General features: G+C 55.0%; 27 protein-coding genes. 15 read left to right on the top strand and 12 right to left on the bottom strand.

Translation table 11 applies throughout. From position 1 onward, the window contains the following. Positions 1-628: 628 nt before the first annotated feature. Positions 629-1,114: a cold-shock protein gene (locus AC0L7R_RS04855; protein WP_473659197.1), complete on the top strand. Its 486-nt coding sequence runs from the start codon at positions 629-631 to the stop codon at positions 1,112-1,114. A gap of 536 nt (positions 1,115-1,650) precedes the next feature. Here the strand turns inward: AC0L7R_RS04855 and AC0L7R_RS04860 are convergent. Next, entirely contained in the window at positions 1,651-2,064 is a 414-nt protein-coding gene (locus AC0L7R_RS04860; protein ID WP_473659199.1) for a MerR family transcriptional regulator, read from the bottom strand. Between the two features lie 293 nt (positions 2,065-2,357). Between AC0L7R_RS04860 and merF the strand changes: the two genes are divergently transcribed. Then, positions 2,358-2,699 (top strand): mercury resistance system transport protein MerF, encoded by a 342-nt coding sequence (gene merF, locus AC0L7R_RS04865; RefSeq protein ID WP_473659201.1) that lies wholly within the window; start codon positions 2,358-2,360, stop codon positions 2,697-2,699. Then, on the top strand, positions 2,675-2,902 hold the full coding sequence (locus tag AC0L7R_RS04870) for a GDCCVxC domain-containing (seleno)protein (protein ID WP_473659203.1): 228 nt from the start codon (positions 2,675-2,677) through the stop codon (positions 2,900-2,902). The genes merF and AC0L7R_RS04870 overlap by 25 nt, the downstream gene beginning before the upstream one ends. A gap of 12 nt (positions 2,903-2,914) precedes the next feature. Here the strand turns inward: AC0L7R_RS04870 and AC0L7R_RS04875 are convergent, their stop codons facing one another. Both AC0L7R_RS04875 and AC0L7R_RS04880 read right to left on the bottom strand, forming a co-directional pair. Further along, the gene (locus tag AC0L7R_RS04875; protein ID WP_473659205.1) at positions 2,915-3,316 is read right to left on the bottom strand and encodes a VOC family protein; all 402 of its coding nucleotides are present in this window, start codon (positions 3,314-3,316) and stop codon (positions 2,915-2,917) included. Positions 3,317-3,422: 106 nt separating this feature from the next. Then, positions 3,423-3,839: a MerR family transcriptional regulator gene (locus AC0L7R_RS04880; RefSeq protein WP_473659207.1), complete on the bottom strand. Its 417-nt coding sequence runs from the start codon at positions 3,837-3,839 to the stop codon at positions 3,423-3,425. Between the two features lie 74 nt (positions 3,840-3,913). Here AC0L7R_RS04880 and AC0L7R_RS04885 point away from each other — a divergent pair, with 74 nt between their 5' ends. Both AC0L7R_RS04885 and AC0L7R_RS04890 read left to right on the top strand, forming a co-directional pair. After that, on the top strand, positions 3,914-4,549 hold the full coding sequence (locus AC0L7R_RS04885; protein ID WP_038006127.1) for a cation efflux transmembrane domain-containing protein: 636 nt from the start codon (positions 3,914-3,916) through the stop codon (positions 4,547-4,549). Positions 4,550-4,557: 8 nt separating this feature from the next. Then, the gene (locus tag AC0L7R_RS04890) at positions 4,558-5,097 is read left to right on the top strand and encodes a methyltransferase family protein (RefSeq protein WP_473659209.1); all 540 of its coding nucleotides are present in this window, start codon (positions 4,558-4,560) and stop codon (positions 5,095-5,097) included. 60 nt (positions 5,098-5,157) lie between these two features. Here AC0L7R_RS04890 and AC0L7R_RS04895 read toward each other — a convergent pair whose 3' ends face one another. Together AC0L7R_RS04895 and AC0L7R_RS04900 are read right to left on the bottom strand one after the other, a co-directional pair. Next, on the bottom strand, positions 5,158-5,574 hold the full coding sequence (locus AC0L7R_RS04895; protein ID WP_473659211.1) for a GFA family protein: 417 nt from the start codon (positions 5,572-5,574) through the stop codon (positions 5,158-5,160). 341 nt (positions 5,575-5,915) lie between these two features. Then, positions 5,916-6,242 (bottom strand): cyclic nucleotide-binding domain-containing protein, encoded by a 327-nt coding sequence (locus AC0L7R_RS04900; protein ID WP_473659213.1) that lies wholly within the window; start codon positions 6,240-6,242, stop codon positions 5,916-5,918. Between the two features lie 77 nt (positions 6,243-6,319). Here AC0L7R_RS04900 and AC0L7R_RS04905 point away from each other — a divergent pair, with 77 nt between their 5' ends. The 6 genes from AC0L7R_RS04905 (at position 6,320) to AC0L7R_RS04930 (ending at position 9,538) form a co-directional block, all read left to right on the top strand. Further along, complete coding sequence (locus AC0L7R_RS04905) at positions 6,320-6,916, top strand: Spy/CpxP family protein refolding chaperone (RefSeq protein ID WP_473659215.1); 597 nt, start codon at positions 6,320-6,322, stop codon at positions 6,914-6,916. Positions 6,917-6,980: 64 nt separating this feature from the next. Then, positions 6,981-7,316 carry a hypothetical protein gene (locus AC0L7R_RS04910; RefSeq protein WP_473659217.1) on the top strand — a complete coding sequence of 112 codons (336 nt, stop codon included), beginning with the start codon at positions 6,981-6,983 and terminating at the stop codon, positions 7,314-7,316. A 58-nt stretch (positions 7,317-7,374) separates the two neighbouring features. After that, entirely contained in the window at positions 7,375-7,842 is a 468-nt protein-coding gene (locus AC0L7R_RS04915) for a DUF411 domain-containing protein (protein ID WP_473659219.1), read from the top strand. A 23-nt stretch (positions 7,843-7,865) separates the two neighbouring features. Continuing rightward, entirely contained in the window at positions 7,866-8,306 is a 441-nt protein-coding gene (locus tag AC0L7R_RS04920) for a c-type cytochrome (protein ID WP_473659221.1), read from the top strand. Between the two features lie 12 nt (positions 8,307-8,318). Next, positions 8,319-8,663, top strand: a complete 345-nt coding sequence (locus AC0L7R_RS04925) for a copper resistance CopC family protein (RefSeq protein ID WP_052077296.1) — start codon at positions 8,319-8,321, stop codon at positions 8,661-8,663. Continuing rightward, complete coding sequence (locus AC0L7R_RS04930) at positions 8,660-9,538, top strand: CopD family protein (protein WP_038006108.1); 879 nt, start codon at positions 8,660-8,662, stop codon at positions 9,536-9,538. The genes AC0L7R_RS04925 and AC0L7R_RS04930 overlap by 4 nt, the downstream gene beginning before the upstream one ends. Before the next feature lie 4 nt (positions 9,539-9,542). On the opposite strand, the gene AC0L7R_RS04935 is transcribed toward AC0L7R_RS04930, so the two are convergent. After that, the gene (locus AC0L7R_RS04935; protein WP_220750648.1) at positions 9,543-9,815 is read right to left on the bottom strand and encodes a metal-sensitive transcriptional regulator; all 273 of its coding nucleotides are present in this window, start codon (positions 9,813-9,815) and stop codon (positions 9,543-9,545) included. A gap of 132 nt (positions 9,816-9,947) precedes the next feature. On the opposite strand from AC0L7R_RS04935, the gene AC0L7R_RS04940 reads away from it, so the two are divergent. After that, positions 9,948-10,733 (top strand): MauE/DoxX family redox-associated membrane protein, encoded by a 786-nt coding sequence (locus AC0L7R_RS04940; RefSeq protein ID WP_473659225.1) that lies wholly within the window; start codon positions 9,948-9,950, stop codon positions 10,731-10,733. Between the two features lie 1,150 nt (positions 10,734-11,883). Here the strand turns inward: AC0L7R_RS04940 and AC0L7R_RS04945 are convergent. The 3 genes from AC0L7R_RS04945 to AC0L7R_RS04955 form a co-directional block, all read right to left on the bottom strand. After that, positions 11,884-12,615: a proteasome-type protease gene (locus tag AC0L7R_RS04945; RefSeq protein WP_473659227.1), complete on the bottom strand. Its 732-nt coding sequence runs from the start codon at positions 12,613-12,615 to the stop codon at positions 11,884-11,886. Between the two features lie 102 nt (positions 12,616-12,717). Then, positions 12,718-13,689 (bottom strand): alpha-E domain-containing protein, encoded by a 972-nt coding sequence (locus AC0L7R_RS04950; RefSeq protein ID WP_473659229.1) that lies wholly within the window; start codon positions 13,687-13,689, stop codon positions 12,718-12,720. Beyond that, positions 13,682-15,100: a circularly permuted type 2 ATP-grasp protein gene (locus tag AC0L7R_RS04955; protein WP_473659231.1), complete on the bottom strand. Its 1,419-nt coding sequence runs from the start codon at positions 15,098-15,100 to the stop codon at positions 13,682-13,684. Before AC0L7R_RS04955 ends, AC0L7R_RS04950 begins: the two co-directional genes overlap by 8 nt. A 136-nt stretch (positions 15,101-15,236) precedes the next feature. Between AC0L7R_RS04955 and AC0L7R_RS04960 the strand changes: the two genes are divergently transcribed. Next, positions 15,237-18,608, top strand: coding sequence for a transglutaminase family protein (locus AC0L7R_RS04960; RefSeq protein WP_473659233.1), 3,372 nt, complete (start codon positions 15,237-15,239; stop codon positions 18,606-18,608). 732 nt (positions 18,609-19,340) lie between these two features. Here the strand turns inward: AC0L7R_RS04960 and AC0L7R_RS04965 are convergent. Then, positions 19,341-20,249: a LysR substrate-binding domain-containing protein gene (locus tag AC0L7R_RS04965; protein WP_473659235.1), complete on the bottom strand. Its 909-nt coding sequence runs from the start codon at positions 20,247-20,249 to the stop codon at positions 19,341-19,343. A gap of 78 nt (positions 20,250-20,327) precedes the next feature. Between AC0L7R_RS04965 and tcuA the strand changes: the two genes are divergently transcribed. Together tcuA and tcuB are read left to right on the top strand one after the other, a co-directional pair. Then, complete coding sequence (tcuA, locus tag AC0L7R_RS04970) at positions 20,328-21,713, top strand: FAD-dependent tricarballylate dehydrogenase TcuA (RefSeq protein ID WP_473659237.1); 1,386 nt, start codon at positions 20,328-20,330, stop codon at positions 21,711-21,713. Continuing rightward, positions 21,703-22,779, top strand: a complete 1,077-nt coding sequence (gene tcuB / locus AC0L7R_RS04975; protein ID WP_473659239.1) for a tricarballylate utilization 4Fe-4S protein TcuB — start codon at positions 21,703-21,705, stop codon at positions 22,777-22,779. The genes tcuA and tcuB overlap by 11 nt, the downstream gene beginning before the upstream one ends. Here tcuB and AC0L7R_RS04980 read toward each other — a convergent pair. Both AC0L7R_RS04980 and AC0L7R_RS04985 read right to left on the bottom strand, forming a co-directional pair. Beyond that, positions 22,739-24,118: a sensor histidine kinase N-terminal domain-containing protein gene (locus tag AC0L7R_RS04980; RefSeq protein ID WP_473659241.1), complete on the bottom strand. Its 1,380-nt coding sequence runs from the start codon at positions 24,116-24,118 to the stop codon at positions 22,739-22,741. The genes tcuB and AC0L7R_RS04980 overlap by 41 nt on opposite strands. Beyond that, a complete protein-coding gene (locus tag AC0L7R_RS04985) occupies positions 24,115-24,783 on the bottom strand; it encodes a response regulator transcription factor (protein ID WP_348106975.1) in 669 nt (222 codons plus the stop codon). Before AC0L7R_RS04985 ends, AC0L7R_RS04980 begins: the two co-directional genes overlap by 4 nt. Positions 24,784-24,791: the final 8 nt, after the last annotated feature.

The following is a 24,791-nucleotide window of genomic DNA, read 5'->3' on the forward strand; positions in this document are numbered from 1 at the left end:
ATCAGGTCGCCATGTGCGCCGCTTTTTCCTGCTCCTAAACTGGTAATACGCATCTGAAAGAACTTGGAGCTAAGCAACCATATTCTTCTGTAGGTGTGCTTTAACTTAAAAGTGGTCGGTCCTTCTGAAAGAACCAGACCACTTTTATATCACTGATTTACAACCCAATGACGGGATACTCATAACTTCGAGAAACAAGGCAACAGAACTGGTAACCGAAAACCATTCACTCAAGACAGACTAATACCGAACTCGGTACGACCGCTCGTATACATGCGCCGATCAACCGTGAGGAGATGTCCTTTAGTACAGGCACAGATAAGTTGCACAAATCGGCACGATACAGTGAGGTTGCGATCGGACTATTGAGGATAGGCACTGTTAAATAGCTGGGAACGTTAAGGGAAACAGCTGGTGAATGAATTCGGCTGGAGTCTTAAACACTGGGAATCCTCAAAAGTGGCTAAAAAGAGTTAATGCTGAAAGCTCTCCGAGCGGAACCCTAGCAGTACTCAACTGAATATTCGGTCCGATATGCTTTGATTTGCTATGGTTCGCCCTATATGTGCCCAATCCCCGGCTCCACTTATGGTTGAGCGGGAGCCTTACCAAAGAGAAGGAGTGCTCAGTGAATACGATAGTAAACGATATTGAGGTTGCAGACGGTGGGCGGGTCGAAGGCACAGTTAAGTGGTTCGATTGTATAAAGGGTTACGGATTCATCTGCGTGCCCGGCGTGCAAGGAGATATCTTACTGCATTTGAATGTTCTTCTTCAGGTCAATAGATCATCGATCAGTGAAGGGGCAACCGTACTATGCAAGGTATCAGGTGAAGCGGGGCGTCTTCGGGCAACCGAGGTTTATGGGGTCCACCCAGTGGAACAGTTTGAACAATCCACTTTGACGTTTCAACCGGCGCGCGTGAGATGGTTCTCGAAGTCCAAAGGTTACGGTTTCGCAGTCGTTTTTGGAACGACCGAAGATATCTTCGTAGGGCAAGAGTCCATGAAGTCGTCAGGTTTCGGATCACTGGAGGCGGGTGAAGCGATCTCAATTGTTGTGGAACGAAGAAAAGACGGTTTGGCAGCAGTCAAAGTCGCAGCATGGCAATAAAAATTGTCCCAAACCGCTGTTCGCGCTAGCGCCGCGATTTAGCAACTTGACAACTAATTGATGTTTTACTTTCGCTGTGGCGACAGTGGTATCTCGAATAAGACTGAGGCGGGGTCCACGAACGACGTGATTGGGGAAAAGTAGTCGCACCACAACAAGAACCATGATGCGAATTCAAATTAAAGCTGCGTCAGTGAAGTAACAAACTCCAGGGCCATCTTTGTCCTCTACCTATGGGTCGCTCTATTAAGCCTCCCAGCACGACGTTCAAACGGTCCTTACGGGCATTAGCTGCGCGATGCACCGAGGTCTGCTTTGCGGACAAACCGGACTTATGCAGGCGCGGCTGTTGCTGACGCAGCATTAGTTCGCACGCGCGGCGCGTTCATCGCTGTGTCGCAGCTGATGTCGCCAGACCGGTCGATCAGAGGCCCCGATTGTGCCCGAACCAAGACCGAACTTTCGCCGTACGCTTCGCAAATGTGAAAGATGGTGGGACAGGGATACCGTTCGCGAAACTCAAACTAAAGGCTGCCTTACTCTTGCAGGCCATCTCCAAAGCCATCCTTCATCAAAGCGTCCAACATGGGGCAAGCCGCAGTGCCATCTTCGCAGTTCTTTGAAAGGCTCAAGAGCGCGTCTCGGAGGCGCACTAAGTTCTCAATCTTGGCGGTGATCTCACCCAGATGGTTCTCAGCCATTGCTTTCACCTCGCCACAGGATCGGTCGCTCTGCTCGGTCAGAGATAGAAAGGTCTGAATAATCGAGATCGGGAAGCCCAAATCGCGACACCGGCGCACGAACCTGAGTTTGGCGATTTCATCGGATGAGTATAGCCGACGTCCACCTGCGGAACGCCCCGGCTTCGGAACAACACCTTCTCGTTCATAGTATCGGATCGTTTCGATGTTGACGCCGCTTTGTTCCGACGCTTTGCCGATGGTGAACATTTCGCTTGCTCCTGTAGTGGCTACAGAAAGTAGAAAGGCAAAATGGACATGAATGCAAATCAACAACCCGTGGCAGACACCGGCATCGCTGCCCGCCTGGTGATGCCCTTCGCAGCCCTTTTGGCGCTGTTGTCGGCGTCATGTTGTGTTTTGCCTATTGGCCTTTCGATATTAGGCCTTGGCGGCGCATGGCTCACCATGCTTGGCCCATTCATCGCTTACCGAGGGTTCATTCTTGTCGCTGTCGCGATTGCCCTCGTTTGGGCTTGGTATCGGGTGCTGCGGCGCAAGCCATGCTCAACGCGCAGGCGGTCTGCAATTATCTGGACGTCGCTTGCATCCATCGCCTTTTTGATCGCGCTGTCTTCGCCGCTCTGGGAGGCGTCAGCGCAACGTTTTATGTGGGATTTGTGGAGATCGACTCGATGAAGAACAAACTCCTGGTGCTCGGGGTAGGTGGCACGATTTTGGCCGCGCTATGTTGCTTCACACCGTTGCTGCCGGTCGCGCTGACAGCGCTTGGTCTGACGGGCTTACTTGGTGTCGTCTACAACGATGCTGTTTTGCTGCCGATTTTGGCGGGATTTCTTTTACTGACGGGGTACGCGATATGGCGACAGAAAACGCAAAAGTAGTTTTGGAATCTACGCTCACCTGTCCAACTTGCGGACACGTCGAAACCGAGACTATGCCGACGGATGCTTGCCAGTGGTTTTATGAATGCAAGTCATGTCAGACTGTCTTGAAACCGCTTGAGGGGGATTGCTGCGTCTATTGTTCTTACGCAACAGTTCCTTGCCCACCGATCCAGGAAGGCAAATCCTGCTGCGGAGTTTAGGTATGGACGCGTCTAATCTGCCGGGGCACCGGCTATCTCACCGAAGACGATTTCTCGGCCACCCGGTGCCATTGCTACAATCTCTCGGCAACCGTATGGCTTGTCGGTTATCGGGCCTTTGAGCTTTGCGCCTCGGCGCTCGAATTCGTCATGCAGCTCTTCTATGTTTTCTACCCAGAAATAGGCCGCCCAACCATGTTTTCGGAGTCCAAATGTTCGATGGCAAGCAAGCATGATTGTCTGACCATCTCTGTCCAAAGTCACAAATTTTGGACCAGCCCCAATCTCCGTACCAAGTTCAAATCCGAGCCGCTCAACAAAAAAGTCCCGCATCGGTCTTACTGAGCGGCTGTTCACCTGGAGCACTGCGGCGGTTCGGTGGAAGAATGGGGAAGGGATTTCTTCAGTGTTCATCTTACGACTATTGCCATAACCAACTACCAATACCAGTCAGTCAAGTGATTGGCTTAGCAGGTTGGCTAACACCCTTTTTCCGCAATTGTAATTTTGGTTATCGATATCAGTGCTCCCTCTCACAAAGTTCATGATCAGCCAAAGACGCCAAGACATAGCAGTCTTCAGAAACGCCGTGCCCATCACATCCCTTCGAAATTCGCGTGAGTTCCTTTTCCAAAAGCTTGAGCCGTTTGATTTTCGCGCGAACATCTGCAAGCTGCGAAACAGCAATGTCTGTTGCGGCCTTGCACGATCTGTCTGGATGATCCTGTAACTCGATGAGCGATGATATCGCCTCAATCGAAAATCCCAGATCACGAGCGTGACGAATGAAACTCAGTCGTTCCAATCCTTCCTTATCGTAGCGTCTTTGGTTGCCACTCGTGCGCTCGGCTTCTGCCAAAAGTCCCATTTCTTCATAGTAACGAATGGTTGGAACCTTGACCTTTGTGCGTTTTGAAAGCTCGCCGATAGAAAACATGAAGAAACCTCTTGAACCTCTAGTCACTAGAGACATTACACTATCATCAACGTAAGATGAAAGAGGATTCACCCATGTCAGGTTGCTGCGGACACGACACCAAATTTGACGGCGTATCAGACGATTACAAGCGAAGGCTTTGGATCGTCATTGCATTGAACGCGACGATGTTCGCAGTTGAAATGACGGCTGGCCATTTGGCGCAGTCACAGGCTTTGCAAGCCGATGCGCTCGACTTTGCGGGGGATGCAATGACCTACGGCATTTCTCTGGCAGTCATTGGTGCCTCACTTCGCGCCCGTACCAATGCCGCGCTGTTCAAGGGTTTCAGCCTCTTGTTGATGGGGCTTTGGGTTTTTGGATCGACTGTCTACCGCGTATTTTATGTCGGGGTTCCCACAGCCGAGATCATGGGTGCTGTTGGCTTTCTGGCATTGCTCACCAACCTTGCCAGTGTGTTCTTACTGGTGCGCTACAAGGACGGTGACGCCAACGTGCGCTCAGTCTGGCTATGCTCCCGCAATGACGCCATCGGCAACGTCGCAGTTATGTTCGCCGCCTTGGGCGTCTGGGGCACTGCAACGGGCTGGCCTGACCTGATCGTGGCAACAATCATGGCGGGACTGTTTCTGTCGTCAGCATTCCAGATAGTGCGCCAAGCCCTCGCGGAACGGCGGGAAGTGATCGACCACGGCCACGTAGACGTATGATGCATAGCATGCTTGTTGCTCTAGGTCTGGGCATTGCGGCTATGACCTTGGCCGCGATCCTTTGGTCAATCGCCTTTCCTGCGCGGCGGATATGGCCGCCCAAACGCTATACGGCACTTACACCTTTCCTTGTCTGGGTGCCGACATTCACGCTGTTCGGTGTTCTCATCTTGCTTGGTGTCTTGGGTTGGGCTGATCTGGCCATTCCAAGTTGGGTGCGGTTTGGCGTTGGCCTGCCTCTCATCCTCCTTGGCAACATTGTGGTATGGATGGAAGTCTCGCACTTTGGGGTGCCGCAGACTGGTGGAGCCAAAGGCACCCTGCGCACTGAGGGCATGTATCGTTACTCTCGGAACCCGCAGTACATCGCTGATATTGGCATCGTAAGTGGCTGGATGATCTTGTCAGCAGCGCCTTGGGCAATGGTCGTCGGGTTAGCGGGAATAGCAGTGCTTATCGCCGCACCATTTTCTGAGGAACCTTGGCTCAAGGATAAATACGGAAGCACGTTTGAACAGTACGCGACACGTGTGGGGAGGTTCTTCTGAGGTACGCAACGAGCCAAAGTCGGATTGCGACTGACACCAAAATGTAACAACGCTAAAAAGCTAGGTAGGCATTCCATCAGCTTTCGGGAGACTGGGGTCCATTTGATCCCAAGGCTGTGCGCTCTTCACGTAAATGTCACGGCTTGGCTGGTACCAACTCGGATCATCCAAACTACCCGCGAACAGGATCATTGCTCCTTCGCTTGCCTTGTTGATCAGAAACAGCGGTGATCCACACTCAGCGCAGAAACCGCGAAGCATTGCATGGCCGCGATCAGCTTGGCGCTCGAACCACTTTGGTTCACCTTTCTCAAGCCTGAAATCAGTCTGTTTCACTAGCACAGCTGGAAAATAGGCACTTCCAGTGGCCTGCTGGCAATCGCGGCAATGGCAGTTACCCATGTAGCGGGCAACACCTTCGGATTTGTATCGGACTGCTCCACACGCGCACCCACCGGAAAACTGCTCAGGCAACATGATCTTTCCTCTCCAGTTCATTTTAGGAAGGAGAACCAACTTCGCAACAACTTATAGTCTGAACCTATCTGGTTGCTGCAAGGCCCAGAAAGTCCGATATCTCAAGAAGGGTATTTGTGTCTGGGTTCATGCCTGATCGTCCCGGCGACGCTTCGCAAGTTCGCGATAAAGAGCGGGTGGCGTCACCCCAATCCAATCGGCGACGTGCACCCACCCACCTTCTTTTGGAGGTCCATTAAGTTCGAGATAGGCATCCAGCCGATCTGTTACCTTTCGCAACCGCATGATCTCAATGCGCGTCCGCAGTGCCTGAAGTTCTCTGGTCGTTCGCTCCAATGCTCTTACCGAAAGATTTCCCCCCAAGAACCGTTCTCAAAGTCCTTCAGAAGCTGCGCCTTAGGTATGGCCGAAACCTTTGTGGTCCGATCCGTGACCGCATCGCAGTGGTACTGATCTGCAAACAAGGACGCTTCGGCGACCAAATCGCCCGCATTGGCGATGTGCAATGTGAGAAGCCCGCCATCTTTCAGAGCACGGCGAAGGAGCACATGGCCTTCTCTTACGAGGAAGGCCATTTCAACTTTGTCGTTACGCCGAAAAAGATACTCGCCTGCGTCTAGTGTTCGAACAGATGCGCCTTCGAATGATGTGAGCCAATGATCTGACATGATTTCTATCATGTTTCATGTTGCTCATCATATGCAATGTCTTTGCGCAAATACCGGATCAAACAAGGATATCAAACATGACAACCAAGCGCTTCGCATTCCTCATGCTGTTCTTGCCCACCTTTGCCTTTGCTCAAAACCACTCTGGAAACTACGGCTCAGTCCCATCGGACTATGCAGGGCAAGAAACGCGCCTTATCAAATCCCTTTCCGAGGACGACTTGGAAGAGATCGCACGTGGCGGCGGTTGGGGTCTTGCACGCGCCGCCGAGCTAAATGGCGTTCCCGGGCCAACGCATCTCCTTGAGCTTGCCGATGAAATCGGTCTGACCGAACAGCAGCGCGCCGACATCGAGGTGGTCCGGGCGCAGATGCTATCAGACGCCATAACTGCTGGGGAGCGGTTCGTCGCGGCGGAACAATCGCTGGACGCAGCGTTTCAACAAGGCGCACCAGATGCCGATATGCTTGAACGTCTAGTCGCAGAAGCAGGTCAAGCGCGCTCAGCTCTTCGCCTTGTCCATTTGAATGCCCATCTGTTGACTTTACCATTGCTGACTGATGCCCAAGTCAGCCAGTACTCGGTCTTGCGCGGTTATTCAGATGATCCCTGTGCCACCGTTCCAGACGGGCATAATCCGGACATGTGGCGTAGCCATAATGGTTGCAACTAGGCAGGCTCGCGGCGACACATCCTCGTGACTTGTCAAAGCCAAATACCCCCAGTAGGTATTGGTTATGCTTCGTTTGGTTCTGTCGATCATTCTTGTTTTTGCATTCACTGGTGCATCCACCGCATCTGTGATGCATGGCTTGAACCATGGATCGGATCACGCCGACCACCACGCCCAAACATCAGAAAGCGACCCCTTGGCTGATGCTGAGAAGGCACTTGCGGACTGCTGCGACGCCTCAAGCGGCATGGGGTCAATGCCCTGTTTTGGCGATCTCGCGGCCGCTTCTGCTATTTTGCAGGTCATTCCCGCGAGCAGATCGGTTGTTAGTGTTCTGAACGCTGACTTCGACTTTGCAAACCTGACGCTAGCTGTCCCAACCGGTCCTCCGAAAGTCTAAGCGGCAACGGGCGCTAGCCCGCAGTCCATTCAACTTTCAAATCAAAGGACCGACAGACATGATCACACGTCGTCACTTCACCACCCTAACTGCAACAGCTCTTGCCATGGCTGCCCTGCCTGCTCGTGCTGGCACACCTATGCGCGTTCTCGCTTCGCCAGGCTGCGGGTGCTGTCACGCTTGGGCTGACCTAGCTCGCGCACGCGGCTACGCCGTCACGGTCGAGGAACTGACCGACCCCGAGGCGCAGAAGTCAGAACGCGGCATACCGCTTGAACTGGCATCCTGTCATACCATTGAAGCGGATGGATATGTCTTCGAAGGGCATGTGCCGTTCGAAGCATTGGAAACTGTTTTGCACGATCGCCCAGACATCACCGGTCTTGCTGTTCCGGGCATGCCTATGGGTTCCCCCGGCATGGGAGATGACCCGTCTGCCCGTTACGACGTCATCGCATTTGGTGGAGAGGCGGGCACCGGAATGGTTTACTACCGCGCTGGTACAGCACAGCCCTTCGACACCTGATGGCAAGTCGCAAAGCAGTTCTTATGACCGGCGGGCTCGCGCTCGCCGGTTTCGCCGCCGCCTTTGTCATGGCCCAACCCTCCGATGCGGTCGGTCTTTTGTCACCTGACGACGCCGAAGTAGTTGCCAACGGCCAAGGCATCTACGCGGACCAATGTGCTGCGTGCCATGGTGCGCGCCTAGAAGGGCAAGCGAACTGGCGGATGCGGGGCGAAGATGGTTTGCTACCAGCACCGCCGCATGACGCGACCGGGCACACGTGGCACCACGACGATGAAACGCTCTTCACCCTGACCAAATATGGGCTTGCCGGACTGATGGAGAATGCACCCCCATCCGGTATGCCTGTCTATGAAGAAGTGCTCAGCGATGAAGAGATCATTGCCGTGTTATCCTTCATCAAATCAACCTGGCCCAGTGATATTCGAGAGCATCACGACGCACTCAATGCCCAGTCCGAATAGAGGAAAACTCAGATGATTAGACAAGCCCTTCTCGGTTTGGCCATCGCAGTCGCTCCGGTGGTTGCTGCGGCGCATTCCAAGTCCGAAGCAACGACACCTGCTGATGGTGCGACTGTCACAGAAGTGCCAGAGCTTTCAATGCGGTTCGATGATCCGATGCGCATCATTTCCGTCATGCTGACTGCAACCGATGATGACATCGAAATCGAACGCGAGACCGGTATGGAACCAACAACGGAATTCCGGGCAGTGCCATTGGAAGCGCTTGCGCCTGGAAGCTACCGTTTCGACTGGCGCGGCATGGCCTCAGACGGTCACCCGATGCAGGGTAGCTTCTCCTTCACGGTCGCGGAGTGACCGGACTGGCTCCAATCGACGGTCTTGCCGTCTTGGCCATTGTAGCCAAAGCGATTGGCTATAGCGCGGCTCTTCTCGCGATTGGGGGCGTCTTGTTTTCCTTCATCTTTGCGAAGCGCGCCGAGGCGTCTGTCCTGCGCCTTGCCAGGCGGCTTGCCGTCGTTGCGGTACTGGTTGGCCTGACTGTGTTGGCTATACGTATTGGCATTCGTGCGGCCCGCATATCTGGGATGGGCTTTGAGGGCGCAACGGACCCGATGATGCTCGGGTTTGTTTGGGAAAGCCCGCTTGGCACCGCCGCGATTTGGCGTGGATTTGGCGAACTTGCGATACTGGCGGTTTTGGTGCCTCGTATTGGGCAATGGATTGCTTTGTTGGGCAGCCTTGCCGTGGCCATATCTTTTGCTCAGGTGGGCCACGCTCTGGGTGATCCCAGGATGATTCTCGTTGTCTTGCTTGCTCTTCACCTTCTGACCGCAGCTTTTTGGGTTGGTGCGCTTGTGCCTTTGCGCCGCGCGGCGCTTACTCCCTCGGGCGTTGACGTGTTGCACCACTTTGGCAATGTCGCTGCTCTTGGAGTGGCTTTCCTGATCTTTGCAGGTACAGCGCTCGCCTGGCTCCTTTCAGGCTCCGTCACTGCCTTATTTGGAACAGCCTATGGCCTGGGGCTTTTGCTCAAAGTCGCGATTGTTGCGGTACTTCTGGGCTTTGCGGCTTTCAATAAGGTGAGGCTCGTTCCTGCGTTGCGCGCCGAGAAAGCCGGTGCAGCCCATGCCCTGCGGCGGTCTATTTTGATGGAAATGCTGGCCGTCGTGATGATCCTGTTGGCAACGGCAACGATCACAAGCGTGACGACACCGCCGATCAATCTTTGACGGCTTAGCCGCGCGCTTTGTCGAGCAATTCAAGGAGTTCGGTGAACTTCGCCCGCTGGTCCTCACGATCACCCGAGGCGAGCGCATCTTCGATGCAGTGGGATGCGTGATCGTCGATCACGAGCTTTTCGACGCCTTTCAGCGCCGCGCGGACTGCCGCGATTTGCGTCAAGACGTCAACGCAATAGCGGTCCTCTTCGACCATCCGGGCGATCCCGCGGACCTGACCCTCAAGGCGTTTCAGACGTTTCAAAGTGGCTTCGCGGTTTTCGTGCATAGTCCCTTTTCGCATGGTGGCAGATAAAAAGTCGAGTGAGTGCGGAACCAAAGGTCGAACTCTTGATTATATACCCTATGGGGGTATATAGAAATGAGAGATACACACGCAAATAGATCGTCGGAGAAGCCAATGCCCAAAGACACACGCGACGTTGCAGACATAGACACAAACCCCGCCGAAGTGGCGGTGGGCAAGACAGCTGTGCTTTACCGAATGGCCTTGCCAGACCATCTGTGCCCATCCGGGCAAAAGGCGCGCTGGCTTCTTGAACGTCAGGGATATGATATCGATGACAGGCTTTTCCGAACACGCGCCGAAGTTGACAGCTTCAAGGCCGAGCATGACGTCAAGACGACGCCCCAAGCATGGATCGAAGGCGAACGCGTTGGCGGCTATACGGACCTGCGCGAAAAGCTGACCGGCTGGGACCCAAAGGCAACCACCTACCGGCCAGTGCTTTATCTCTTTGCCGTGGCAGCTCTGACCGCAATCGCGCTCTCCATCGGGTTTCTTGGCGCCATCACATGGCAGACGCTTGGCTGGTTCATCTCGGTCTCGATGATCCTTCTCGGCATGCAGAAACTGCGCGATATCGAGGGCTTCTCCACGATGTTCCTCAACTACGACCTTCTTGCTCGGAGGTGGGTGCCCTACTCCTATATCTATCCATTCGTAGAAACAGGTGCAGGCATCCTCATGACCGGCATGATCCTGACCTGGGTATCCGCTCCCGCAGCACTCCTGGTTGCGAGCATCGGAGCCATCAGCGTCTTCAAAGCCGTCTACATCGACAAACGCGAGCTGAAATGCGCGTGCGTTGGAGGAAACTCCAACGTCCCGCTAGGGTTTGTCAGCCTCACAGAAAACCTCATGATGGTGGGAATGGCCGTCGTGATGCTTTGGTTGATGATTTGAAACTAGCGATCAGCAATCAAAGCGGGCCTTAGGATACAGATCTGGAACGGCATCAATATTCCGCGACCTGCACTTTCGAATCCAAAACCATGCTGCGGCATCCTCGAATGGCGGTTTCTCCCGCCGCGCGACAGCATGAGGTTTTTCGCTCATGCCGCATTTCTCCCGCTGCGAGCGCACGCAGCATAAATACATAATGGCCGGGTCGGGCTCTCAGCAGCCGTTTGCTGCGGTCTCTATGAAGGTCCGCTTATGTCGTCAGAGGCAATTTACCTTGGTCGAAAAGGCTATATTGCTCTACAGAAATCCTGTAACCCTTTGATTTCCTGTGTCTGAAAAGGCAACTTTGGAGTGTTTTTGACACACTTTGTCGAAAACCGAGATAACTTGCCTTTTTGCGCGGTAAGTTGCCTTTTTCGGCGTGCATTGCGGACCTTTCTTTTCAATTTGATTGCCATCGCTTGTTTCTCGCACCCTTCAATCGTTGCAGGTTTTCAAGACAACGCACGCAGTGCGCTTGCTCTGAAACCTTGCCACGTGGCGAACGCGGGAGGGGGCGAGTCAGGTCTATTCGACGGCAGTGGTGCGGCCCGCAGGCGCTAGCCGAGGACCCGGTGCTGTCTAATGGACTTGCCCGAGGGGGAGGGCCGCGCCCTCACCCTAGCGCTGTGCAGTGGCGTTCGGCTTGGCCGAACCCCCAACAGCCATAGAAAGCGCAGGATCGCAGATCCGTTGCCCCAGCGACCGTCACCCGTAGGGCAGATCGGCGCGGCCCATAGACAGCATGAGACAAAGGAAAGGCACCGGCTCTGAAGGAGACGTTGCCCGACTATTGTATCAGGTGGCGGTGGGTTGCGCTGTTCTGGGTGAAAGCTGCTCCTTGCAGCTGGAGCCTAGGGCGCGGTGACGCATCCAAAAGATGGGGCGGGGGCCGTGCTGCAATTGCAGCCAAACGCAGCATTGGGCGGGAAGCGGGCGTTTGCTGCAATTGCAGAACCGCAGCCACAAAAAGAATAAGCAGCCACTCAATGCAACTTTCCGTAATGATGGAGCGGCACACTTAAGCCGATTGGGCGTCAGGCATAATGAATTGATTCTACGCAAGAACGCATCATCATTATTGTTCCAATAGCGCGAATTTGATTTTTGTTTAGATACTTAGGTGAAGCATTTCGTCAAATGCCTTCCGAAGTGCGGCAGACCAGCCGTCCGAGAGTTTTTGGAAGTCCGGATCGAGGTCTTCGATGCGACGGTTTTGCGAGAAAACAAATTTGTCTGTCTCAATCACGCTCAGATCAAGCGGCATGCCAACCGATAGGTTTGACCGAAGCGTTGAATCCATCGACAAAAGTGCTGCAGTGACGGACACGTCAAGTGGTGTTTGCGGTGTGATCACGCGATCAAGGATTGGTTTGCCGTACTTGTGTTCGCCAATTTGGAAATATGGCGTTTCGTCTGTCGCCTCGATGAAGTTTCCAGCGGAATAAACGTGGAACAACCGTTGGGCACCGCCGATGCGCTGTCCCCCTACAATAATTGAACTAAGGGTGCTTTCGCCAGATTGCGCCATGCCCTGTGCGTAACGCGCCTGCACAACCTGCATCGCATCCCCAACCAGTTCTGCGATCTTGAACATGGATGGTGCGGTCAGGATTGTCTCGAGCCCATTTTCAGGGTGATCGATGTTTTCCTGCAACAGCGAAATGACCGCCTGCGTGATGGACAGGTTGCCTGAGGTCATCATGGTGATACAGCGTTCCCCGGGCACCTCCCAAGAAAACATCTTTTTGTATTTTGCGATGTTGTCCATACCCGCGTTTGTGCGCGTGTCGGACAAGAAAACCAAACCTGTTTCCAGCTTGATTGCCACACAATAGGTCATCTCTCGGTCCATCCTCTGGGGTTCCTGGTCGGTGATCTATGAGGCAAGCTGCGTGTCGCCGCAAGTTGCTCAGGATGCCGATATCCAGAATTTTTGAATAATCTATGAATTGGCCGTCACGTCATCTGTTCCGAAGCCAAACGCGTTTGCTGTTTCGACTGCTCTGTTGTTTGTGTCCATTATGAATTGCGTGAGCCATTCGTGCAGCCCTTTTGCGAAAACGTCACCGGTCGTTAGGTCCATAAGCGCTGTGTAATCGGATCGGACCCGTTGCAGTAGTGCTGTTTGCTGTGGATTTTGATCCGACGTCAACGCAACCAGTTCACCGTAGATATGCGACAGTGCCGTGCGCAATGATCGAGGGCTATCGCTGTTGAGCACCAATAGATCGACCACACCTTCTGCATCAAGATTGCGACCGTAAGTCTGACGGAATGCACCTGCGGAATTGGCGGCACGTAAGATCTGCAGCCATTGCAGGTAATCCAAACCACCGCCGACGTCAGAAACGCGGGGCAGCAACACGTGGTATTTGACGTCTAGCAGCCGTGCCGTCGAATCCGCACGCTCGAACCATTTTCCAAGCTGTACAAATCCGTGCCGATCATTGCGTAGCATTGTTTCGGCCACAGCCCCGCCAATCAGGATCGATCTTGCCCGCACTTTATCAAGGAAGGCGCTCAGGTTTGTACGGTCTAATTCAAGTGCGAGGTCTAGTTTCAATTCGGCATGGGTCTGGTTGATTGCCTCCCATACTTCTGACGTCAGTGCCGTGCGGACAGACTTGGCGTTGTAGCGCGCGGCCTCAATGCATGCGATAATAGATGAAGGGTTTGTTTCATCTCGGATCAGGTATTCGCTAACGGTTTTGGCCACAGCCGCCTCCGGATCGGTTGGGAATGTTGCAGAAGACCCCGACGCAATCACGACAGACGTCCATTCGCTTAGCGGCGCGCCCTCTTGTCTTGGCAAAGCATCCAATCGTCTGCCCGCGTCCAACAGGCGTGCGATAAAGTCCATACGTTCCACATAGCGTGACATCCAGAACAGGCCTGCGGCGGTGCGACTAAGCATTGGACGCCTCCTCACAAAGAACCCAAGTATCTTTCACGCCGCCACCCTGACTGGAATTCACCACCAGCGATCCTTCCTTCAATGCGACCCGCGAAAGGCCGCTGGGAATCAAAGATGTGGTTCTTCCAGAGATGACATAAGGCCTGAGATCAACGTGTCGCGGGGACATGCCATTGGGCGTCAAAATCGGGGACGTCGACAGATCAAGTGTTGGCTGGGCGATATAATTCGCAGGGTTCGCCGCAAGCTTTTCACCAAATGCTGCGATTTCTTCTTGGGTAGAGGTCGGACCAACAAGCATCCCGTACCCGCCGGACCCATGGACCTCTTTGACGACAAGTTCGGCAAGATTGGCCTGCACATAGGCCAAATCATCAGCCCGCTCACAGCAGTAGGTGGGCACGTTGGGAATGATCGGGTCTTCGCCAAGATAAAATTTGATCATGTCGGGGACGTAGGTATAGATCGCCTTGTCATCTGCGATGCCAGTGCCTGGTGCATTTACCACCGTCACATTGCCCGCCTTCATTGCTCGAATAAGACCGGACACACCCAACAGGCTATCCGGATTGAAGACCTCGGGATCAATGTATTCGTCATCAATCCGGCGATAAAGGACATCAATTTGTTTGGGGCCGCGCGTGGTCCGCATATAGACGCGGTCATTTTCAACAAAAAGGTCAGACCCTTCGACGAGCTCGATCCCCATGAGGTCGGCCAAGAAGTAATGTTCGTAGTAGGCTGAATTGAATTGGCCCGGCGTCATTAGAGCAAGCGTTGGCGTGCCCATGCAGTTGGGCGGCGCGCAGTCCTGCATCGCAGTCGCCAGATGTTCACCGTAGCCGTCGACTGCGCGGACAAGCCCACCTTCGAAAAGTTCGGGGAACATGCGCGTCATAACTTCGCGGTTTTGTAGAACATAAGATATTCCGGACGGCGTGCGGCAATTATCCTCGAGCACATAAAATGTGTCCTGATCTGTGCGTACGATATCCACACCGATGATATGCGACCAAATATCGTTTGGCGGACGGTAGCCATTCATCTGTTCAAGGTATGCTGGATTGCCATCAAGGATCGTAGACGGCACCACCCCGGCTTTGAAGATTTCGCGGGGCCCATAGATGTCGGCGATAAACGCGTTCAGCGCATTGGCCCTTTGGATTGATCCGCGTTCAACGATTGACCACTCCGACGCGTTGAACACACGCGGGACCATATCAAATGGGATCAACCGGTCGGTATTGTTACCTTCGTTGTAGACGGCGAAAGTAATGCCGATGCGGCGAAATAGGGCTTCGGCTTCGGCTTGTCGTTCTAAAAGTGCCTCAGGACCGTGCTTTTTCATCCATGCGTCGATGACAGAATACTCTTTGCGCAAATCGGCGTCGCGAAACATCTCATTATACATGCATTGTCCTGTTTATATTTCGGTAACCTCTTGTGCGATTGCACAAAAAGATGATCATCTCTGATTAATAACAGCGTCTACACGCGACACGTCTTGCCAAGCCGCGTTATCAAAAGCTTAAGGAACAAATGTACTTATGTCGATAAAAGTGGCACTTTCGCACAAAACGACTTATTCTTACGACAGATTGGTAACGCTCGCGCCGCATGTCGTACGGCTTCGCCCAGCACCACATACGCGCACGCCGGTTCAAAGCTACAGCCTGAAAATTGAACCCAAAAACCACTATCTGAATTGGCAGCAAGACGCCTATTCCAATTGGCAGGCCCGACTGGTTTTCCCCGAAGCGACGCGCGAATTGTCGGTCACCGTGGATTTGGTGGTCGATTTGGTCGCCATCAATCCGTTCGATTTTTTCCTTGATGCCGCGGCTGAAAATGTCCCGTTCACATATGATAAGGCCTTGGCAAAAGACCTACGCCCTTATCTGCGCAAGGTCGCGCGCGGTGACGCGTTTATGGATTTCGTGGCCAAGGCGCCTGTGCAAGAGGGCACAACCAACGACTGGCTTGTGGCCCTAAACCAATATGTGGCCAACGCTATCGACTACACGATCCGCATGGAGCCGGGTGTGCAGCGCCCATCCGAGACGATCAACAAAGCGCTCGGGTCGTGCCGTGACAGCGCGTGGCTGATGGTCGCCATGTTCCGCCAATTGGGGTACGCGGCGCGGTTCGTGTCGGGCTATTTGATCCAGCTGACTTCTGACCAGAAACCGCTGCATGGCCCCGAAGGCCCGACAGAAGACTTTACCGATCTGCACGCTTGGACCGAGGTTTACCTGCCTGGCGCGGGCTGGGTCGGAATGGACCCGACATCTGGCTTATTCGCAGGCGAAGGCCACGTTCCGCTTGCTGCCACGCCAGAACCAAGTTCAGCGGCTGCAATCTCTGGGGCGCATGACGAGGCCGAGGTCACGTTTGGCTTTGAGATGTCAGTGACCCGCATCGCTGAACCACCGCGTGTGACACGTCCACTATCACCAGAACAATGGGCCGAAATCGACCGCGCGGGACAGTCCATCGAGAACAAGTTGCAGGCCCAAGACATGCGCCTGACCATGGGCGGGGAACCTACATTTATTTCGGCCAATGATCGCGACGGTGCCGAATGGACAACCGACGCCGTTGGCCCCACCAAACGCGATTATGCAGATGATCTGCTGCGGCGGCTTCACGAACGGTTTGCCCCGCATGGTGTGCTGCACCACGGGCAAGGCAAATGGTATCCGGGAGAACCGCTACCACGTTGGGCCTATTCGATTATCTGGCGCGGTGACGGTTTGCCGCTCTGGTCAGATGTTGGTCGCATTGCCAAAGAGGGGACAGGTTCTGCGGATGCGGAGACAGCAGGCGCATTTGCGACAAAGCTGGCCGAGAACCTCGGGCTAGATGATGACTTTGTTCACGATATTTACGAAGACCCTATGCACTTTATGGGCACAGAGGCGCTGTTGCCCGAAGATGTCAAGCCTGAAGACAGCGAACTCGAAGACCCCCAAGAACGCGCGCGTCTAATTCGCATGATGAATAACGGCCTTTCGGCGCCTTCAAGCTACGCCATCCCGCTGCAATTGGCGCAGGCCAAGGCATCCGGTGCTCGCCGTTTCAAATGGGCGTCCGAGCGATGGACGACGCGGCGTGGCAAATTGTTTTTGACACCCGGCGACAGCCCTGCAGGTTTGCGGCTTCCGCTAGGAACTTTGCGCAAAGGCGAAAAAGACAAAAGTGGGAAGCGCAGACGGATTGACCAGCCCTTTGTGCGTGATCCAATGGCGCGCCGCGCACCACCGCCGCCATCGCAGCGCGTCATGCAAAACGCGATGGGCGGGGCCGCAGGTCCCGCGCAGGAACATCAGGCCGATTACTGGTTGCGCGACATCGGTGCTTCTGACGACTGGATCGCAGGCGAGCAGCAGTTCTGGGAAGAAGGCATGCCCATCCGCACCGCGCTCACGGTCGAAGCTCGCGACGGCATCCTGCATGTGTTTATGCCGCCCACCGGATCAGCTGACGAATATCTCGATCTGATCGAAGCCGCAGAGGAAGCCGCTCAAGACATGGATCTTGCTGTGCGCATCGAAGGCTACGAACCCCCACGGGATCCGTCATTGAACGTGATCCGCGTGACCCCCGATCCCGGTGTGATCGAGGTCAACATTCATCCTGCCGGCGACTGGTCTGCTTTGCGTCAAATCACTGAGGCGCTGTATGAAGAAGCGCGGCAATGCGGCCTTGATAGCTTTACCTTCATGGTCGATGGACGGCTGACAGGATCAGGTGGCGGCAATCATATCGTCGTTGGTGGCCAAACACCCGCCGATAGCCCGTTCCTGCGGCGACCCGATTTGGCGGCATCAGTCGTGCGCTATTGGCAGCGCCACCCTTCGCTGTCCTACCTGTTCTCAGGCACATTTATTGGCCCCACATCACAAGCGCCGCGGTTTGACGAAGGACGGTCAGGCAACGTCTATGAAATGGAAATCGCGTTGACCGAACTTGCGCGTATGCAGGAAACCGGCCAATCGGCCCCTTGGCTCGCGGATCGCATTTTGCGCCATTTGCTAACAGATTTGACCGGCAATACGCACCGTGCCGAGATTTGTATCGACAAGATGTTCTCGCCAGATAGCCCGACAGGCAGGCTTGGTCTTGTCGAATTTCGCGGCTTTGAAATGCCGCCCCATTGGCAGATGTCGATGGCACAGGCCTTGGTGATCCGCGCATTACTGTCTTGGTTCTGGGAAAAACCCTACACCGAGCCGCTGATCCCGTGGGGCGATACGCTGCACGACAAATATCTATTGCCACATCATGTGATGTCCGATTTCAAAGAGGTGCTTTCGGATCTGTCGGCCGCACATGGCTTTCCTTTCCGTGATGACTGGTATGACGCTCAGTACGAATTCCGCTTTCCAGAGGTCGGTTCGGTACAGGTCGAAGGCGTGACCCTGCGGTTGCGCAACGCCATTGAGCCTTGGCTTGTCTTGGGTGAGGAAAGCACCGGTGGCGGCACATCGCGTTATGTCGATAGTTCTTTGGAACGGGTCGAGGCCACAATTGAAGGGCCATGGTCGGACCGCTACATCCTGACCTGTAACCAAGTCGAGGTGCCTTTGAGAGACTACGGCCCGAACTTACGCGGTGCGGGCGTCCGGTTCCGCAGTTGGCAACCGTGGTCATCATTGCACCCGACAATCCCATCCCATGCACCGTTGGTTTTTGATATTTACGACAAAACAGTCGGCAGATCGGTTGGCGGTTTGACGTATTCGGTGTCGCATGTTGGCGGCAGATCGCATGAAACCCGTCCGGTCAATGATCTGGAAGCCGAAGGTCGACGCCGTGTCAGATTTGTGCCTGGCCAACATACGCCCTTGGGATTCAACCCAATCTCACCTCGCAAGAACCAACATCAATATTGGACGATTGATTTGCGTTTCGTTTGAGCCGTGGCATGCTAAGACGTCGGAAATAGTTTAGAAGTTTGGCCAAAAGCTGAACTTCTAAACCGCAATACATGCATCAAGAAGGACACGTTGCATTCATAGTTCGCGCAACGTTTCCCAAGACGTACCATGTGAATTCCAATGAGGTACAAAGCCGGGTGTGGCATACACGACCGCGGGAAACCGTGCTTGCACTGTCTTGGATGCATTCGCCTGCGTTGTCAGCAGGCTATGTAACTCTGGCTTGAAAATCGACGAAAATCGGCAATGTCCGTTTGGGGCAATTCTTCGCAAACGGCCCAAGCGCTCATCTTCCAAGGGTTTTTGCTTTCAAGTTCAACTCCCATCTATCTTACAGTGCGGTCCACCTCTATATGCCAGACATAAGCAGAACTGCACGAAGATCGCCGTTCTTCTAATTGATCTGCGTGCCCCTTGTTCATCGCGTTGAATGAATCCTTGGGCAGTCACCCGAAATTTATGCGTTACGGGCTGATGATGTACTGCATCTGAGGCTTGCCTTGGGTTCACTTTAACTGACGCTGCACCGCGCATGAATGACTGCTTCGGCGAGAAAGCAGACGTTTGGCAACACGTAACGCTTTCAACCGCAGCTGGCACCGAACCCGCATCGACGACGAAATCTCTATTCTGTTGAACAGCTAATATACCGGTCCGTGTCGAAATCGGCAATTTGGAATTACCGGTGAATTGATCCTTTGTCGGCGGACTTCAGCCGCGTACAGATCCGACAATTACGTCCATGAACGCGCGCGCTGAAGCCGTATTTTCGTGCCCTAAACGGCTCAAAAGGCCGATCGGTCTGCTTATTGCTGGGTCCGCCATAGGGCGCCAAACGACACCTCCGGACGAGCAGCCATCAAGTGCCATTTTCGGTAGAACGGCGACGCCGATTTTCTGCGAAACCAGTTCCAGCGCCGTCGTCGTACGGCCCACTTCATGTGTCCACAAAACTGGCGTTCCGTTTCGGGCAAGGGCTTCGTCGATAAGCAGTCGGTTGCCCGTCCCGCGGGCAGGCAAGATCAGCGGAATGTCGGAAAGGTCGTGCCATGTGAGGCTGTCCTTTGATGCAAGCAAGTGATCTAGCGGCAGGACAAGCACCATCAACTCTTCAAAGAGGGGCGTGAAGTCGGTGACCGGTTCAAGCATGGGGATCGAACCGATGCCAAAGTCTGCTTCGCCCTGTGCGACTGCTTCTGCAACTTCGTTGGCCGCCAAGTCCATCACGCGAATACGAGCGTTGTGGCCTGCGGCCCGAAACTCCGAGATCGCCGGAGCGACCAATCCGCCAATGACGCTCGGAATCGTGGCAAGCGTGACAGTTTGCGCCATTTGATAGGCATATGCGGCGCTTTCGTCCTGCATAGCGAGTGTGGTTTCCCGGGCTTCTTGCAAGATCGCCTCGGCCCGAATTTGCAGACGTTTGGCTGCCAGTGTTGGGCGCACATCACGGGTCGTGCGTTCGAATAGCTGGGTCCCAAGCGCTTCTTCCAACTTGCGCACCCGCCGTGTGATGGAAGATTGCGACAGATTGAGACGTTCGGACGCAAGGTGGAACGAAGCCGTGTCTTTCACAGCGAGGAAGGCTTCTAGGTCGAGAAAATCATAATTGATGCGCATATTGCATCAATTCCAAAAAATGTTGCATTAGTCAAATAAATCTGAGCCTGCTAGTGAGTAATCAACTAGGAGGCTCCTATGATCAACCAGCCCGATATCGTCATCATTGGCGGTGGCAACGCCGCCCTTTGTGCCGCTATCACCGCAGCCGAAGCTGGTGCGCGCGTGCAAATTCTTGAAACCGCGCCCAAACCCTACCGCGGCGGCAATTCCCGCCACACGCGCAATTTTCGGTGCATGCATTCTGGCCCGCTCGGCCCGCTGATTGATGACTACAGCGAAGACGAATATGTGGCCGATCTTATGAAGGTCACAGGCGGCAAGACCGATGAAAACCTTGCAAGGCTGGCGATCCGCCGTTCCGAAGACTGCCTGCCGTGGATGGAAGAACGCGGTGTGCGTTTCCAACCGTCATTGTCGGGCACCCTGTCGCTGGCGCGGACCAATGCGTTCTTTTTAGGCGGCGGGAAGGGGTTGGTGAACGCCTATTATCGCACCGCTGCAGTGCTGGGCATCGACGTTCTTTATGAGGCAGCTGTCACCCATTTGGAACGCGAAGGCCAGCGGATCACGCGAGTCGATTTCATCCACGAAGGTACCGGCAAGAGCCTTTCACCCAAATCGGTCATCGTCGCCTCTGGTGGTTTTCAGGCTGACACCGATTGGCTGGCCCGCGCTTGGGGACCTGCGGCAAAGAACTTCTTGATCCGAGGCACGCCTTACAATCGCGGGGTGGTTTTGGCGGACCTTCTGGATCAAGGCGTTGAACAGGTGGGCGATCCGACCCAGTGTCACGCCGTTGCCATCGACGGGCGCGCGCCGAAGTTTGACGGGGGAATCGTGACCCGCCTCGATTGCGTCCCGTTTTCTATTGTTGTGAACAAGGACGCAGAACGTTTTTATGACGAAGGTGAAGATGTTTGGCCCAAACGTTACGCCATTTGGGGGCGTCTTGTCGCCGCTCAACCCGATCAGGTTGGATACGTCATCATTGACGCCAAATCGCTCGAACTCTTTATGCCGTCGGTCTTCCCGCCAATCAAAGCCGACACGCTAGAAGCGTTGGCCGAAACCATGGGCCTACCGCCCAAAAATCTGCGCGCAACGGTCGACACCTTCAACGCCGCCTGCGGCGACACGTCGGGCTTCCATCCTACCGAGCTGGACGGCGTGACCACCAGCGGCCTCACGCCGCCCAAAACGAACTGGGCCCGCCCGATCACCGAGCCGCCATTCTATGGCTATTCCCTGCGCACCGGCGTCACATTCACTTACCTCGGCCTCAAAGTAGACGAGAACGCCCAGTGTTCCGCCGATGGCAAGCCTATCGAAAACCTTTGGGCCGCCGGTGAAACAATGGCTGGATCGATCCTTGGGCAGGGCTATTTGGCCGGTTTCGGGATGACAATCGGCACGGTCTTCGGACGCATCGCAGGTAAGGAGGCCACGGCTTATGCAAACTGATTTCCTCAATGAAGCCCGCCGTCAGGCCGAAATTTGCAATGCATGTCGTTACTGCGAAGGATATTGTTCTGTCTTTCCTGCTTTGCATCGTGAACGCGCATTTTCCGACGGCGACCTGACGCAACTGGCCAACCTGTGCCACAACTGCCGTGGGTGCTATTATGCCTGCCAGTACACCGCGCCACACGAATTCGATCTGAACCTGCCCAAGGCCCTCGCCGAAGTCCGCCAAGACAGCTGGAGGGAACACGCATGGCCGCGCGGTTTGGCCCACCTGTTTGACCGGAACGGCGTTGTGATTGCCGCCGGTTTGGTCTTGGCGCTGTCCCTGATCTTCGCGCTTGCGCAAGCATTGCGTCCCGAGGGCGGAGAAGGGTTCTACGCTTACATGTCTCACGGCCTAATGGTTGCGATCTTTGCGCCCGCGTTCGTGGTGCCGCTGCTTGCTCTTGCCGTGTCGCTACGCAATTACTGGCGCACGGTGGGCGGCGGAAAAATACGGATGGGCGACATCTGGGAAGCGGCCAAATCTGCGGGCCAAATGCGCAACCTGAAAGGGGGCCACGGAGACGGCTGCAATTTCGAGGGCGAAGATCGATTTACCCACGCCCGCCGCCACCTGCATCAAGCGGTGCTATATGGCTTCTTGCTTTGCTTTGCCTCCACGTCCAGCGGCACGATCCTGCACTATGTACTTGGGCTTGAAGCGCCTTATGGGTTGTTTAGTCTGCCAAAACTGCTGGGTGTGCCGGGCGGGATATTGTTGACGCTGGGCTGCGTGGGCCTCGCGTGGATCAAGACCAAAGCGGATCCGAACCTCGGCGCACCCAACGCTTGGGGCGGTGAGATGGCCTTTGTGCTGTTGCTTGGCTCAGTCGGTTTCACCGGTCTGATCCTTTATTCTGCGACAGGCACATCCGCCGTTAATTGGCTGCTTCCGCTACACTTGGGCACGGTGCTGACGTTCTTTCTGCTGACGCCATTCTCGAAGATGGCGCACGGGTTCTACCGGTTGGCCGCCCTTGTCAAAGAGGCTGCGGTGACGCGGTCAGCGGAAAGGTCATAAGAACGCAAAAGCCGTCCTCGGTATTCGATAGCCTGATCTTCCCACCGACGCTTTCAAGAACCGCTTGGGCAATCGGGAGCCCAAGACCTGATCCCGCGCTTGGACCAATTTGGCTGAACCGACCAAGAGCGCGCTCAAAATCCTTTGCGGCAATGCCGACTCCGTTGTCCGTGACGGTGACGTCAAAACTGCCCGAAGATCGCTGAGTACGCAGCATCACTACGCTAAGGTCAGTCCCACCGTGTGCTAGCGCGTTGTTTAGCATGTTCAAAATGGCCTGCTCGAACATGACCGGATCGCCCGTCAAATAAGTTTGCCCATCGGTCAGCACGGCCTCAAAGGTGACGCCCATTTGTCTAGCAGTTACGGTGAATGATGCGACGAGTGGTTTCAGGATCGCAAAGGGATCAAAGGTCTGGACTTGGCCAGCGGCTGGGGTCGCGCGGGCGCGCTCTAGCGTCAAAAGGTTGTTGGCCAATTGCCCAGCATCCCGCGCCGCGTCGCGCAGATCTTCAGAACGCACCATCGCGTCCTCATAGGTTTTTGCATTGGCCACTGAATCTGCCAGCGACATCACGCCAGCAATTGGGTTCCGCAGTTGGTGCGCAGCATCCGAGATGAAAGCATCTTTGGCGTCAAACGTGCGCGACAGTTCTGCCACCAGATCATTGAACCGACCGACGATCCCAACGACCTCTTGCGGAATGCGGCGTTTGATGGGTGACAAATCGGACGCGGACCGCCGTGCTATGGCGCTTTCCAGGTCCGTGAGTGGTGCAAGGCCGCGCGCGACCCCAAACCAGACGAACAGGGCCAGCGCGCCGATCATCGACGCGATAATTAAAAAGACAGGCCCCGTGCGAGATCGCACAAACCCATCCCGTACCGCCGTTTGCTGCCAAACGGTAAAGGTGAACAGCCCTGTCACCCCGTCAATCGAGGTGCTTTGGGAAAATCGTAAAGCGCGCACCGGTTCGCCGCGATAAATGGCGTCGTAATAGGTCTGCGTTGCGTCCGGCGGCACCACGTTCGGAGGCACAGGCGGGGTCGCATAGCCCGTCACAAAAACGCCGTCGGGTGCAAAAACGTGATAGAACACCGCGCCACCAGACGTATCGCGGATCAGGTCGCGAGTTTCTTCGCTTAATGCGTCGCCGCCGGTCACGGCCGTATCGCGCGAAATTGCCAACGCTGTTGAAAGCAGGGATCGGTCGAACCTGTCACCCGCATTGTTTTGCGCGTCAAAATAGGCCCAAACGCCCACAAGGGCAGCTACCAATATCAGTGGCCCGAGGATCAAAAGCGTCAGCCGCGCACGAAGGGACAGACTATTATTCAAGGTGTCGCCTGCATCACATAGCCCAAGCCCCGCTTTACGGTGATCTGCACGCCATGTGGTTGCAGTCGCTTGCGCAACCGCGAAACGTAAACTTCGACGACTGGTTCGTCCACATCCGCGCCAGTGCCGTAAAGACTATCAAGCAGCAGCTGTTTCGAAACGATACGCCCGTCTGCCATCAGAAGCCGTTCAAATAAGGCGACCTCCCGTCGTGGGACGTCCAGCGGTCCGTCAGCCCCTGAAATCGTTCGGGCCGTCAGATCAAAGGATACGCTTCCGATCTGCGAAATTTGTACAGGCTGTTTGCCCACGCGGCGGGACAGGGCGCGAATGCGGGCGCCGAATTCGTCCATCTCGAAGGGCTTGCTCAGGTAATCATCTGCCCCTGCATCCAGACCTTTGACCTTGTCCTCGGTTTCCGACTGCGCGGTTAGCAACAACACTGGGCGTTTGTCGCCCCTGCCACGTAGCTCGCGCAGGATCGTCAGCCCGTCCCGCTTAGGAAGATTGATATCAAGCACCACAATATCCGCATCATCATCAATCAAGAAGGCTGCAGCTTGCTCACCGTCGTGTAGCAAATCCACCGCGTGTCCCGCGTCATGCAGATAATAGCGGATGCCTTTCGCGACAGAGATGTTGTCTTCGACGACGACGATACGCACTGGGGTTC

This window comes from Yoonia sp. D2-7, from assembly GCF_055809435.1.